Genomic DNA, 13240 nt, shown 5'->3' on the forward strand with positions numbered 1-13240 from the left:
CGGGAAGAGGGGACCGGCGCCGCACGGGAAGGGGTGGGACTACGGAGCCGCGGGCGGCTGTGACCCGGGCCGGGCCCCCGGTCCGGCGGTGCCGTCTCCGGACTGCCGTGCGCGGTGGAAGGCGCCGAACCGCGAGCCCGCGTCGCGTGCCGGGCGCCGCGTCGACGCCGTGTCACCGGCCTGGGCGGACGCCGACTGGCGCTGTTCGCGTTCGCGCTCCGCCTCGGCCATGGTGCGGCCGGGGGCCCGGACCGGCAGACCGTTCGGCGTGGTGCCGTCGGGCCTCCGGTGCCGTCCCTGTTCGGGCAGCTCGGGCCGTGCGGTGGGGCGCCCGGTGGCCGGGGGCAGTGCCGCGACCGCGGGGCGGACGGGGGCGTCGGGCAGTTCGGGTGCGGCGGAGTGCTCGGGGGCCGGGGGCAGTGCCGCGGCCGCGGGGCGGACGGCGTCGTCGGGCGACGGGGCGGGCGCGAGCGCGGCGGGCATCGCATCGGGCCGGGGAGCCGTCTCGTGCGGGACCGCGTCGCGCTGCTGGGCGAGCAGGTCCAGGGGCAGCAGGACGACGACGCCGGTGCCGCCGCGGGAGGAGGGGCGGTAGTTGACGCTGATGCCGTACTTCGCCGCGATCCGTCCCACCACGGCCAGGCCGAGCCGGGTGCCCTGCAGCGACGCGAGGTCGGTGACGCGGCCGCTCACGGCCTCCTCGGCGCGGCGCATCGCCGCGTCGGCCATCTTCAGGCCGCTGTCCTCGATGGTGACGACGATGCCGGCGCTGCGGTCCTCGACGTAGACGTGCACCTCGTCGATGGGCGGGGAGAAGTTCGCGGCGTTGTCCATCAGCTCGGCGAGCAGGTGCATCACGCCCTCGGCGGCGAAGCCGGAGACCGCGGCGCGGGTGGAGCAGTGCAGGCGCACCCGCTGGTAGGCGGCGATGCGGCCGACGGCACCGCGCAGGATGCTCTCCATCACGATCGGCTTGTTCCAGGCGCGGCTGGACCTGCCGCCCATGAGCAGCGCCAGCCGGTCCGTCATCAGGCCGAGCTGGGAGGTGCTGTGGTCCAGCTTCAGCAGGTCGCCGAAGACCTCCTCGCCGTGCCGCTCCTGCATCTCCCGCAGGTCGGCGAGCATCCGCACGGCCTTGGCCTGGACGCGGCTGAGCGCCTTGGCGGAGGCGGCCTGTGCCGCGGCGGCGCGCCGCTCGCTGTGGGCGAGCTCGCGGACGAACGATTCGGCCGGGGCGCGCAGTCCCGGCAGCCGGGGCAGGTCGACCTCGGCGAGCACGGTGTCGGCGGACCGGCCGTCGCGCAGCCGGGCGACCGCGGCGGGCAGCGTCTCCGTCACGAAGCGCTCGTGCTCGGCCGCCGCCTGTTCCAGTTCGCCGCGCATCGTGCGGTATTCGCCGTCCAGGGCGACCGCCCGCCGCACGTCCTCCTCGACGGTGGTGGCGACGGTGTGCGCGAGCCGCCGCAGCTGCGGGTCGGACGGCGGCGGCACGCTGCCCAGCACGTCGGCCGCGCTCGCGCCCTCCCGCAGCCGCTGGGCCACGGCGGGCAGCGTCACACCGGCCAGGTGCGAGATCTCGGCCGAGAGCCGGGCCGCCTCCGCCTTGAGCCGGCTGTTCTCCGACTCCCGTTCGGCGGCCGCGCGGCGGGCCCGGTGGAGGAACCGGTGGTCGACGAGGACGGTGACGGCCACGCACACCCAGCCGGCCGCCACCACGGCCAGGGTCCACGTGGAGGAGCCGGACGGTGCCAGGGCGACCGCCGCGCCGCCGGCGGCGGCGCTCGTCACCAGCACGGCCGCCCGTGCGGCGAACGAGGTGCGCGGCGCCCCCGCCGACGGGTGCTGGCTGGACGAAGCAGGCACTGGCATGGAGCGGTCCCTCGGTCGGTGAGAGCAGGGGAATCGGGGCGGCGGCACGACGGCAGCCGCGGGCCGGGAAGGAGGTCAGCCAACAGGAGGGCGATCTTCCGACCACGTACGGATCATGCTAATCACCCTGGTGTGCGAGAAGGCCCCGCTTGTTGCATAGACCGTCAACAATCCGAGTTCGTCGTGAACCCGTCGCTCGTACGTCCCGCCGTGATATCCGGGACGACGTCGGACGGAACCGGCCGGAGGGCGGGAATACGCGCGGCAAGCCCCTTGACGCGGGGTCACCTTGCCTCCGTCGTCCGGGACCCACCCGCTCCCCCGCTCGCGCGAACTGTCGATTTTCGGCCAACTATACGTACACAGGGGCCTCTTCACGCTCGGTCCGTCGTGACGGTCGAGCCGCCGGGGTGTGGGAATGCCGCTGATCGTGAAAGTTCCGTGACGGCGGCCCGTGGGGGGCGGGGTACGGGGCGAGCCCTGCGCCGGGAAACCGTCACAGCGCCGTTGACCGGAACCTCACGGGTCCACTCGTCGTGGACGTACCGGACGCACCGGACGTACCCGCCGCCGGAGCGTCCGCGCACGATGCGCGGCCGGCGTCGGCCGCGGTGGAGGAGGGACCTGCCGGTTTCGGCGGCGGGTTCCGTCCGGCTCGTCCGGACGCGGCGAACCGGTGGCCGGGCGGAACGGCCCGCTCACCGTCGGCCGCCGCCAGGGGGTCCGGCCGGGTCCGGCCGTCCACCGCACGGCCCCCCTGCCGGCCGGAGGATCAGCCGCCGCCGAGCCAGGCGGTCGGGTCCGTGTACTGGCCGTCGAGGAGGACCTCGAAGTGGAGGTGCGGGCCGGTGGACAGGCCTGTCGAGCCGACGAGTCCGACGGCCTGGCCGGTGGTCACGCTCTGGCCGGTGGTCACCTGGAGCGCGGACAGGTGGCTGTAGGTGGTCTCCAGCCGTTTCCCGTCGACCGTGCCGTGGTCGACGACCACGCGGTAGCCGTAGGCCGAGGTCAGGCCGGCGAACTCGACCCGTCCCTCCCATGACGCGGACACCTGGGCTCCCTGCGGCGCGCCGAAGTCGACGCCCGTGTGGAGTTTGGTGACCCCGGTCAGCGGGTGCGCGCGCGAACCGAACGGCGAGGTGACGGTGACCGTGGTGACGGGCGGCGTCAGCAGCGCGCCGGCGACCCGGCCGTTCTCCTGCCCGGGGTTCTGCCGGACCAGGGCGTCGTACCGCGGCAGCCGCTTCTTGACCTCGGCGACGAACGTGCGGGCCGGGGCCGGGACCTTGCCGGCCTTCTCGACCTGGTCCGTCCCGGTCGCGTACGCGGCGAGCGTGAGGTCGGCGACGTCACCGTTGACGGTGCCCTCGGTGCGCAGCGCGGTCATCTTCTCCGCCAGGGAGCAGTCCTGCCGCCCCAGCGCCATGATCGCGTCCACCGCGTCGCGCGGCGAGGACGTGCCGTTGCCGTCGTCGTCCCGGCCCCAGGTCTTCCAGCCGGCGTCCGTGAAACGGGCGATGCCCTGCTCGGAGAGGCTCGCGGTGTCGTCCTGCCACCCGGAGAGCTGGTCGATGTGCGCGGCGAGGAGCGCGGGGGTGACGCCCGTGCAGTCCTCGGTCGCCTTGCGCAGCCAGGGGACGTAGGAGCCGTCCACGTTGCTGACGGCCGACCCGCCCTGCATCGGGTCCGCCGACGGGTCCGTGTCGAAGCCGCCGGCCAGGGAGACGAAGCCGAGGACCCCGGTGAGCGTCACCACGCCGGGCAGCACGATCAGGATGAAGGCGCCGGGACCGCGACGACGGCGACGGCGCGGCTCCGTGGCGGCCGACTCCGCGGTGGCCGGCTCCGCGGTGGCCGGCTCCGCGGTGGCCGGCTCCGCGGTGGCCGGCTCCGCGGTGGCCGGCCCTGTGGCGGGTGTCTGCGGTTCGGGCTGCGCCGTGTCGTCGTCCGCGGGCTCATCCTGTGCGGCTTCGTGCCCGGTCGTCCCTGCCGCGAAGGGGTACGCCGCGCCTTCCCTGTCCTCGGTCACGTGCCGGGCCGGCTCCAGGAGGGCGCCGCGGCGGGGCGTGATGTCGGCGGGATGTATCGGCTCACCCTGAGACGCTAACGAGCCCGTGATCACGATGTCACCGGTCGCGAGGACAGGCCGAACTGCCCGATGGGGCACCGCCGGTGCACGGCACGACAGCACCGGCCGGCCGCGGGAACGCGGCCCGCTCCCGCACCCCGGTTCCCGGAGGACCTCAGTCCCGGCAGCCGGTCTTCGCCCCGTCCGTCTCGGAGCCGACCTCGATGTGGAATCCGGAGCCCGGGTCGAACTCCGGCCCGGCCTCGTAGTCGTACTCGATCTCGAGTTGGCGGGCGGTCGTGAACCGCACGGTCGGCATCAGAGCGTCGCCGTCCCCGCCCTTGGTGAAGCACAGTCCGGCTTCCGTGTCGGCGACGTCCGGGTCCATGGGGTCGGACTGCAGGTGCCGGCCGCCCGCCTCGGCGGTGGTGCGGTGGAAGTCGACGACCTCCTGCCGGAAGCCGGGGAAGGCGTAGGTGCGCTCGGCGTACAACCAGGCGTCACCGCTGTCGTCGAGGCATGCCACGTCCACCCGGGCGAAGTCCTTCGGGACGGTCGCGCCGGGAGGGACGGAGGTCGATACGGGCTGCGCGCTCAGTTCCTTCACCCGTGCCTCGGTCCCCTCGCAGGTGTTGAACGGGGACAGGGAGGAGCAGCCGGTCAGGCCGACGGCGATGAGGGCGGTGGCCAGCAGCGGTGCGGTGGGCAGTGCGGCCGAACGGACTGGGCGCATCGGCGGACGCGGCGGCACGAGGGTCTCCCGGAGGGGCGTGGGTACGGGCGCGAAGGGCTGCTGCCGACGAAGGCGCGTGCCCGCCGGTTGTCGTACTGGTTCCTTGCGGGAGTCACGGCTGTGGTCTCCGTGCTCATGGGCGTCGCCGAGCCGCTTGGCGGCAGACGAGTCGGGCTGTACGCCGGGTTCTGTTCCGGCGGGTCCTCGCGGGCCCGCCGGCGACGGCCATCCATCTAGGGCCGGTGTTGCCACCGGCCTCGTGCGGTCTACCCGCGGACTCGGGCGGGCAGCCCTCGAACGTCCGCGCAGAGACGCCTTCTCTTCCGAGGAGGCGTCTCCTCTTGACCTTGCTCCGGGTGGGGTTTACCTAGCCGCCTGAGTCACCTCAGGCGCTGGTGGTCTCTTACACCACCGTTTCACCCTTACCGAGGACCGCCCTCTTCGAGAAGAGAACAGCCCCGGCGGTCTGTTTTCTGTGGCACTGTCCCGCGGGTCACCCCGGGTGGCCGTTAGCCACCACCCTGCCCTGTGGAGCCCGGACGTTCCTCGGGAAGTCCCGTGAGGGACTCCACGCGGCCGCCCGCCCGGCTCGTCTGCCGTGCCGACCATGGTACCGGGCGCGGACGGGGTCCCGGTGCGGCGGCCGTCGCCAGGACCGGGCCGCGCCCTGGTCCGGCGGGCTTGTTCCCGTACGTCCGTCACCTTCCACCCCGCCCGCAGGGGATCAGAGGAAGTCGGCTGTGTCCAGGTCGAACCCGAAGGGGGCAGGAAGGGTGATCGGTTTGCCGAAGGGGCGGGTGCGCCGCTCGCGGTACTCGTCCTTCTCCGGGTCGCTGAACAGCGTGACCGAAGAGGCTTCGCGGTCGACGAGGAGGTAAAGGGGGATGCCTCCGCGGGCGTAGCAGCGTGGCTTGGTCTCGCGGTCGATTTCGGGTCTGGCATCGGTCACTTCCACCACCATGGTGACGCCCGCACAGGGCATCCAGGGATCGGCTCCCCTGTAGAGCCGTAGGTCCCCGGGGACGAGGGTGCCGTCCGGGATCACATGGTCCGGTGGGCAGGCGTGCGCGCTCTTCAGCTTCAAGCCCTTGTTCCCGGAGAAGGCCATGGCGGTGCGGGAGCCGGTGTGGATCCGGCTCGCGACCCGGCTGAGGCAGTGCTCGTGCGACCCGTCCGGCAGTGGCCTGAGGAGGAACTCCCCTTCGACGAGTTCTGCCCGGAAGCCCTCCGGGGTGTTCAGTGCGACGAACCAGTCCAGGAGGAGGTTTTCGGAGATCGGGTCGTATGTGATCACGACGCTGTGCCTCGCTTTCGGTCGTCGGACAGACTGGCGTAGGGACAGCTCGCTTCGGGGGACAGACGGGACCTTTCACTCGACTGGGTTCGCTTGACCCTGCCGCAGCGTCAACGTTTCTCCTGGGGCCATGCGGATCGGAGAACTCGCCGCGGCCGTCGGTGTCACCACGCGGGCCGTGCGGCACTACCACCGGTCGGGGCTGTTGCCGGAGCCGGAGCGGCTGGGCGACGGGTACCGGGACCACGGGCTGCGGCACGCCGTCGTGCCGGCGCGGATCAGACGGCTGACCGAGCTGGGGCTGGGCTCACCGAGGTGCGGGACGTGCTCGCGGACGACGCGGGGAAGGAACTCGTCGAGGTGCTGACGGAGCTGGACGAGGACCTGGCGCGGCAGGAGGCCGCGATCCGGGAACGGCGGGCGCGGCGGGCGCGGCGGGCGCGGCGGGCGCGGCGGGCGCGGCGGGCGCGGCGGGCGCGGCGGGCGCGGCGGGCGCGGCGGGCGCGGCGGGCGCGGCCGCGGACCCCGCCGCCCTGCGCCGTGCGCTGTCCTTCCGGGCCCGGCCGCACGGGGGGCTCTCCCTGGAACCGGCGGGGTACTTCACGGGCATGGGCATCGAGCCGGCCGTCCTCCACGGCGCCGGACCGGCCCGGCCGGCACACGCCGTACGCTGACTTCGAGTTCGATCGAAGGAGTACGTGTGCTTGTCCTGCTGCCGCCGTCCGAGGGAAAGGCCGCTTCCGGCCGCGGTGCCCCGCTGAAGCCCGAGTCGCTGTCGCTGCCGGGGCTGGCCGCCGCGCGGGAGGCCGCCCTGGCCGAGCTGGTGGACCTGTGCACCGGTGACGAGGACAAGGCGCGCGAGGTGCTCGGGCTGAGCGAGGGGCTGCGGGGCGAGGTCGCGAAGAACGCGGAGCTGCGGACCGCCGGGGCGCGGCCCGCCGGGGAGATCTACACCGGGGTGCTGTACGACGCCCTGGACCTGGCGTCCCTGGACGCGGCGGCGAAGCGGCGGGCGGCGGCGTCCCTGCTGGTCTTCTCCGGGCTGTGGGGCGCGGTCCGGGTCACCGACCGGATTCCCTCCTACCGCCTCTCGATGGGCGTGAGGCTGCCCGGCCTCGGCGCGCTGGGCGGGCACTGGCGTGCGCCGATGGCTCAGGTGCTGCCCGAGGCGGCCGGCAACGGGCTGGTGCTGGACCTGCGGTCGGCGGCGTACGCGGCGGCCTGGAAGCCGAAGGGCGAGGTGGCGGCGCGGACGGCGACCGTACGGGTGCTGCACGCGCCGACACGGAAGGTGGTCAGCCACTTCAACAAGGCGACCAAGGGGCGGATCGTACGGAGCCTGCTGACGGCCGGGGCCGCGCCGGAGGACCCCGCCGGGCTGGTGGAGGCGCTGCGGGACCTCCGGTACGAGGTGGAGGCGACGGCGACGGCGCCGGCCAGGGCGGGGGCGGCGTGGGCGCTGGACGTGCTGGTGGACGAGGTGCACTGACCCGTCCATTGCATCATGTGCAATGAGCTTTGCGCAGTGCGCATCGTGGCGGGCAGGATGACGCCATGCGCTCTCCCCTGCCCTCCTCGGATTCCTCCTCCGTGCTGGATCTCGCCCCCGTCGTGCCCGTCGTCGTCGTCGAGGACGCCGCCGACGCCGTACCGCTGGCGCGGGCGCTGGTGGCCGGGGGCCTGCCCGCGATCGAGGTGACCCTGCGGACGCCCGCCGCGCTCGACGCGATCCGGGCGATCGCCGGTGAGGTGCCGGACGCCGTGGTCGGCGCCGGGACGGTGATCACGCCGGAACAGGTGGGCGAGGCGGTGGCGGCCGGGGCGCGGTTCCTGGTCAGCCCGGGGTGGACGGACGTACTGCTGGACGCCATGCGGGCGTCCGGGGTGCCGTTCCTGCCGGGGGTGTCGACCACCTCGGAGGTGGTGGCGCTCCTTGAGCGGGGGGTGCGGGAGATGAAGTTCTTCCCGGCGCAGGCGGCGGGCGGCACGGCGTACCTGAAGTCGCTGGCCGGTCCGCTTCCGCAGGCCCGCTTCTGCCCGACCGGGGGCATCGGACCCGACTCCGCGCCGGACTATCTCGCGCTGCCCAACGTGGGGTGCGTGGGCGGGAGCTGGATGCTTCCGGCGGACGCGGTGGCCGCCCGGGACTGGGGGCGGGTCGAGGCGCTGGCGCGTGCGGCGGCGGGGCTCAGTCCTGGCGCAGGTGCGAGGTGTCGTTGAACAGGCGGACACTGGCGTTGCCGTCGGCGTAGTACGCCACGGCGGAGAGGGACGCCGCCGAGAGCTCCATGCGGAACAGGGCCTCGGGCGGTGCGCCCAGGGCGAGGCGTACGAAGGTCTTGATCGGTGTCACGTGGGTGACGAGCAGGACCGTACGGCCCCGGTACTCGGCGGTCAGCCGGTCGCGGGTGGCGGCGACCCGGGCGGCGGTGGCCGCGAAGCTCTCGCCGCCGCCGGTGGGTTCGGCGTCCGGGGAGGACAGCCAGGCGTTCAGGTCGTCGGGGTGGCGTTCGCGGACCTCGCCGAAGGTGAGGCCCTCCCACGCGCCGAAGTCCGTCTCGCGCAGCCCGTCCTCCACGGCCACGTCGAGCCCGAGACGGACGGCGACGATGCCGGCGGTCTCGCGCGTACGGGCGAGGGGCGAGGCGACGACCGCCTGGACGGTCCCGCGCCGGGCGAGGAACTCGGCGACCTTCTCGGCCTGCTCCCGGCCGACGGAGGAGAGGGAGGGGTCGCTGCCGCCACTGCCCGAGAAACGCTTCTGCGGGGTCAGCGGGGTCTCACCGTGCCGCAGCAGTACGAAGGTGGCGGGCGGCCCCAGATCGGCGGGCGCCCACCCGGCACGGGGCGTGGCGACCGCTTGCGCGGCGCGGAGGCCGGCGTCGGCTTTGGCTTCGGCGCCGGCGACCTCGGGTGCGGCACCGGTCCCGGTCGCGCCGGAGGCGGCATCGATGGCCTCGGCGACGGTGCCGCCCTCGGGTGCGACGCCGGTTCCGGTCGCCCGCGCGGCTCGCACACCCGCGTCGGCACCGGAGGCGGGTGCGGCACCGGTTCCGATTGCCCGCGCGGCCTGCACATCCGCGTCGGCTCTCACGCCGTCGGGCCCGGAAACGGTGGCACCTCCGGACGCGGCTTCGGTACCGGCGGTCTCGCCAGGCGTGGGGGCCGCCTCCGCGGGCCGCCCGTCGGTGGGGGGAGCCTCGGGTGCCGATGCCAGTGCCGCCCGGGCGCGGGCCGCGCCCGCTGCCGCGTCGCCCGGTGGGCCCGACGGTTCGAGGCGGGGGAGGTCGAGGGCGGCCCGGGAGGTCGCCGCCGACCACGCCTCGCCCCGTTTGCCCGCGTCCATCGCCTCGTTGGCCAGGCGGTCGGCGTGCTTGTTCCGGGCGCGCGGGATCCACTCGTAGGTGACCCGTTCCGGCGGGAAGACCCGTGCCGCCTCCGCCGCGAGCGGCTTCATCACCGGGTGCTTGATCTTCCAGCGGCCCGTCATCTGCTCGATGACGAGCTTGGAGTCCATCCGGACGTGGACCCGTGCCTCCGGGTCCAGCTCGCGGGCGGCGCGCAGGCCGGCCAGCAGGCCCCGGTACTCGGCGACGTTGTTCGTGGCGACACCGAGGTACTCGGCCGCCTCCACCAGGGTCTCCCCCGTCGCCGCGTCACCCACCACGGCCCCGTAGCCCGCGGGCCCCGGGTTGCCCCGCGACCCGCCGTCCGCCTCGACGATGAACTCCCGCACCGCCGGGACCCCTTACAGCCCCGACTCGGACGTGCGCACCAGGATGCGCCGGCAGTTCTCGCAGCGCACCACCGTGTCGGGGGCGGCGGAGCGGATCTCGTTCAGCTCCGTGATGGCGAGCTCCTGGCGGCAGCCCTGGCAGGTGCGGGCGTACAGCTTCGCCGCGCCGACGCCGCCCTGCTGCCCGCGCAGCTTCTCGTACAGGCTCAGCAGCGGGGCGGGCACGGAACCCGCGACGACCTCGCGCTCCTTCGTCACCGAGGCCGCCTCGCCGTCGATCTCCTCGACGGCCGCGTCCCGGCGCGCGGTGGCGTCGTCGATCCTGCCCTGTACGGAGCCGACCCGCTCGGTCAGCTCGGCGACGCGCTCCTGCGCGGACTCGCGGCGCTCCATGACCTCCAGGACGACGTCCTCCAGGTCGCCCTGCCGCTTGGCGAGGGAGGTGATCTCGCGCTGGAGGTTCTCCAGGTCCTTGGGCGAGGAGACGGCACCGGAGTCGAGGCGCTTCTGATCGCGGGCGGCGCGCTGGCGCACCTGGTCGACGTCCTGCTCGGCCTTGGTCTGCTCGCGGGCGCAGTCGCTCTCCTCGGTCTGCGCGGCGACGAGCAGGTCGCGCAGCTGGGTGAGGTCCCGGCTCAGCGACTCGATCTCGGCGTGCTCGGGCAGCGACCTCCGCTTGTGCGCGAGCTGCTGGAGGCGGACGTCGAGGTCCTGGACGTCGAGGAGTCGGATCTGGTCGGCGGGCGCGGCGTTCAGTTGGGGGCTCCAGATGTGTCGGTGGTGGCGGAAGAGGCCGCGTGGGCGGTCCAGGGGTCGGTGACCGTCTTCGAGACGTGGACCCGCAGGTCCCATCCGTGACGGTCGGAGATCTCGTCGAGCTGGGCTGCCGCCAGCTCGCACCAGGGCCACTCGGTGGCCCAGTGCGCCGCGTCGAGCAGCACCAGGGGACTGTGGGCGCGGGCCTCGGAGGCCGGGTGGTGGCGCAGGTCCGCGGTGAGGAAGGCGTCCACGCCGGCCGCCCGGACGTGGTCGAAGAGGCTGTCGCCGGAACCGCCGCTGACGGCGACCGTACGCACGGGCGCGTCGGGGTCGCCGGCGACGCGGATGCCCTGCGCGGTGGCGGGGAGGCGTTCGGCGGCGCGGGCGGCGAGGTCGCGGACGGTCAGCGGGTGGTCGAGTTCGCACACGCGGCCCAGGCCCCGACGGCCGTCCGGGTCGGACGGGTCCGGCACCAGGGGTCGTACGACCCTGAGGTCCAGCGCGCCGGCGAGGGCGTCCGAGACTCCCGGGTCGGCGGTGTCGGCGTTGGTGTGGGCGACGTGCAGCGCGATGTCGTTCTTGATGAGCGTGTGCACCACGCGGCCCTTGAAGGTGGAGGCCGCGACCGTGGTCGTACCGCGCAGATAGAGCGGGTGGTGGGTGACCAGCAGGTCGGCGCCCAGCTTCACCGCCTCGTCGACGATCTCCTGGACCGGGTCGACGGCGAACAGGACCCGCGTGACCTCCTGGTCGGGCTCGCCCACGACGGTGCCGACCGCGTCCCAGGACTCGGCCCGCTCGGCGGGCCACAGGTTCTCCAGCGCGGCGATGACTTCTGACAGACGGGGCACGCTGCCAAGGCTACCTGGGCGGCCTTGTGCGCCCGAACCGACGCCGCTCTCGCCGGCCGGCGCCACGGCCGGCGTCACGGCCGGCGTCACGACCCATGGAGCACACGTCCGCTTCTTCCTCAGGCGAATCGTTCCTGGAGCACCCTTACGTGTGAAGTGAGGGCCCACCGCTCCACCGTCCGTGCGCGCGCGACCTACTTTCGTCACCGGAGGTGACCGAACGATGACGGTCTGTGCCATCGAACCTGCGGCGGGACACGAGGAGGGAGCCGGACGGGCGGGCTGCGCCATCACCACCGACGGTTCCTACGCCGCACGCCTCGCCCTCGCCGGCGACTCCTTCTTCCCGGAGCGCTGGACCCTGGACGGCCCCGAGCCCTACGCGGTGCCGCTGCCCGGCAACCAGCCCGAGGAACCCGGCACCGAGGTGCAGCCCCTGAGCGACGGGCGGGTCCTCATCCACCGGCCGGCGGGCGGGCGGCACGTTTTCTCCCTGCTGTACCCGACCGGCCCCGGCACCGGTGAGCTGCCGCTGGGCACGGTCGAGTGCCCGGACGAGGGCACCCGGCTGCGGCTGCTGCCGCCCGCGCCGGGCGGGGAGCGGGCGTACGCCCTCGCCGTGGGCCGGCGGTCCACGGTGGTGTGGCTGGTGGCGGGCGGCATGTTCGGGCCCGAGCAGCTCGCGGAGGTTCCGGGGCGCTGCTCGGGCGGGGTGTGGCTGGACCGCGAGGGGCGGATGCTGGCACTGGACCGGGAGACCGGCGGGCGCACCAAGGCGGTCGTGGTGGACCTGGAGCGCGGCGGCGAGATGTCCCCGCTGCTGCAGATCGCCGACGGGAGCGACGACCGGGTACTGCTCGCCGACCCGGACAGCGGGCTGCTGCTGGTCCGCTCGGACGCGCCGTCACCCGGGCGGGACCGGCTGGGCTGGGGGGTGCTGGGCAGCACGCTGCCGGTGCGTTTCCCGGAGTGCCTGCGGCTGGCGGACTGCACGGTCACGCCGTTCGCGATCCAGCCGGGGCAGATGCTGACGCCGGAGGGCTGCGCGGTGGCGCTGCGCGTCGACGGCGCGTTCGGCAGCTGGGTCGGGGTGTGGCGGCCGGCGGAGCGGCGGGTGCATCATTTTCCGGCGCCGGCGGGGTGGTTGGCCGGGGCGGGGCTGTGGACCGCGGACGGGGTGCTGCGGCTGCCGTACGCCACCGGGGCGGTGCCGTGCGGTGTGGCCGGGCTGCGGGCGCCCGGGCAGGAGCGGCGGCGGGAGGGGTTGGACGTCCGTCCACCGGTGGGCCGTCCGGAGGTTCCGGGTTCCGGTGAAGGCCCGGTGCGTACCGGGTCCGGGTCCGGGTCCGGGCCGGTGGCGGACGGCCGGGTGCCTTCCCCCGACGACCCCGCGAACGAGGACCTTCCGTCCCAGCTCCCGTACTGCTCGGGAGACATGACCGCCTGTCTGCTCCCGCCCCACGCCGAGCCCGACACCCCCTCCACGACCCGTCCCGTTCCCCTGCAGCAGGCGCCTTTGGGGCAGCTTGTAACGAAGTAGTGGCGGTCGGCGTGGCCGCCTGGATCCGGGTGGTGGTGTGCCGGTTACACTCGCCCGGCTGTAGGAAAGATCATGTTTACGGGGTGAGTTCCTTCCGATGAACGACATCAGCACGAACGAGTCGCAGTCCGCCGAGGGCGGACAGGCCGCTGCCGGACACGGCAAGCACCGGGGGCCGGTCTCCACGCAGGACGCGGAAGCGTCCCCGCGCGGCCGGCACCGCAGGCCGGAACAGGCGAACGAGTACGCGGGGTCGGCCGCCTGACATCACGTCGGACACCGGTCCGCAACCGAGCCGGGGGGGGGGGGGGGGGGGGGGGGGGGGGGGGGGGGGGGGGGGGGGGGGGGGGGGGGGGGGGGGGGGGGGGGGGGGGGGGGGGGGGGGGGGGG

The 13240-nt window shown here is 74.4% G+C and carries 11 protein-coding genes, 1 other RNA gene and 1 pseudogene; 5 read left to right on the top strand and 8 right to left on the bottom strand.

Annotation, left to right across the window (positions count from 1 at the left end):
• Nucleotides 1-39: 39 nt before the first annotated feature.
• The 5 genes from ACIA6T_RS21765 to ACIA6T_RS21785 all read right to left on the bottom strand — a co-directional run bounded on the left by ACIA6T_RS21765 (nucleotide 40) and on the right by ACIA6T_RS21785 (nucleotide 5961).
• On the bottom strand, nucleotides 40-1869 hold the full coding sequence (locus ACIA6T_RS21765; protein ID WP_399448114.1) for an ATP-binding protein: 1830 nt from the start codon (nucleotides 1867-1869) through the stop codon (nucleotides 40-42).
• Nucleotides 1870-2641: 772 nt separating this feature from the next.
• Nucleotides 2642-3898, bottom strand: coding sequence for a peptidoglycan DD-metalloendopeptidase family protein (locus ACIA6T_RS21770; RefSeq protein WP_399448115.1), 1257 nt, complete (start codon nucleotides 3896-3898; stop codon nucleotides 2642-2644).
• Between the two features lie 214 nt (nucleotides 3899-4112).
• Nucleotides 4113-4670: a hypothetical protein gene (locus ACIA6T_RS21775; protein ID WP_399448116.1), complete on the bottom strand. Its 558-nt coding sequence runs from the start codon at nucleotides 4668-4670 to the stop codon at nucleotides 4113-4115.
• Between the two features lie 161 nt (nucleotides 4671-4831).
• Nucleotides 4832-5262: RNase P RNA component class A (gene rnpB / locus ACIA6T_RS21780), an RNA gene on the bottom strand.
• Between the two features lie 132 nt (nucleotides 5263-5394).
• Nucleotides 5395-5961, bottom strand: a complete 567-nt coding sequence (locus tag ACIA6T_RS21785; RefSeq protein WP_399448129.1) for a Uma2 family endonuclease — start codon at nucleotides 5959-5961, stop codon at nucleotides 5395-5397.
• 133 nt (nucleotides 5962-6094) lie between these two features.
• Here ACIA6T_RS21785 and ACIA6T_RS21790 point away from each other — a divergent pair.
• The 3 genes and pseudogenes from ACIA6T_RS21790 to eda form a co-directional block, all read left to right on the top strand.
• A pseudogene (locus tag ACIA6T_RS21790) lies at nucleotides 6095-6390 on the top strand (MerR family transcriptional regulator); the annotation flags it as partial.
• A 274-nt stretch (nucleotides 6391-6664) separates the two neighbouring features.
• Nucleotides 6665-7453, top strand: a complete 789-nt coding sequence (gene yaaA, locus ACIA6T_RS21795) for a peroxide stress protein YaaA (RefSeq protein WP_399448117.1) — start codon at nucleotides 6665-6667, stop codon at nucleotides 7451-7453.
• A 65-nt stretch (nucleotides 7454-7518) separates the two neighbouring features.
• Nucleotides 7519-8184 (top strand): bifunctional 4-hydroxy-2-oxoglutarate aldolase/2-dehydro-3-deoxy-phosphogluconate aldolase, encoded by a 666-nt coding sequence (eda, locus tag ACIA6T_RS21800; protein ID WP_399448118.1) that lies wholly within the window; start codon nucleotides 7519-7521, stop codon nucleotides 8182-8184.
• Here the strand turns inward: eda and ACIA6T_RS21805 are convergent.
• From ACIA6T_RS21805 to ACIA6T_RS21815, 3 genes are read right to left on the bottom strand one after another with little or no spacing between them, the layout of a single operon-like run.
• Nucleotides 8153-9700 (bottom strand): bifunctional RNase H/acid phosphatase, encoded by a 1548-nt coding sequence (locus ACIA6T_RS21805; RefSeq protein WP_399448119.1) that lies wholly within the window; start codon nucleotides 9698-9700, stop codon nucleotides 8153-8155. The two genes, eda and ACIA6T_RS21805, sit on opposite strands and share 32 nt — an antisense overlap.
• Nucleotides 9701-9712: 12 nt before the next feature.
• Nucleotides 9713-10456 carry a zinc ribbon domain-containing protein gene (locus ACIA6T_RS21810; RefSeq protein ID WP_399448130.1) on the bottom strand — a complete coding sequence of 248 codons (744 nt, stop codon included), beginning with the start codon at nucleotides 10454-10456 and terminating at the stop codon, nucleotides 9713-9715.
• Entirely contained in the window at nucleotides 10453-11310 is an 858-nt protein-coding gene (locus tag ACIA6T_RS21815; RefSeq protein WP_399448120.1) for a Nif3-like dinuclear metal center hexameric protein, read from the bottom strand. The genes ACIA6T_RS21810 and ACIA6T_RS21815 overlap by 4 nt, the downstream gene beginning before the upstream one ends.
• A gap of 223 nt (nucleotides 11311-11533) precedes the next feature.
• Between ACIA6T_RS21815 and ACIA6T_RS21820 the strand changes: the two genes are divergently transcribed.
• Entirely contained in the window at nucleotides 11534-12850 is a 1317-nt protein-coding gene (locus ACIA6T_RS21820) for a hypothetical protein (protein ID WP_399448121.1), read from the top strand.
• Between the two features lie 97 nt (nucleotides 12851-12947).
• Nucleotides 12948-13115, top strand: coding sequence for a hypothetical protein (locus ACIA6T_RS21825; protein ID WP_399448122.1), 168 nt, complete (start codon nucleotides 12948-12950; stop codon nucleotides 13113-13115).
• Nucleotides 13116-13240: the final 125 nt, after the last annotated feature.

The organism is Streptomyces sp. NPDC051740 (assembly GCF_044453165.1).
Lineage (GTDB): Bacteria > Actinomycetota > Actinomycetes > Streptomycetales > Streptomycetaceae > Streptomyces > Streptomyces atrovirens.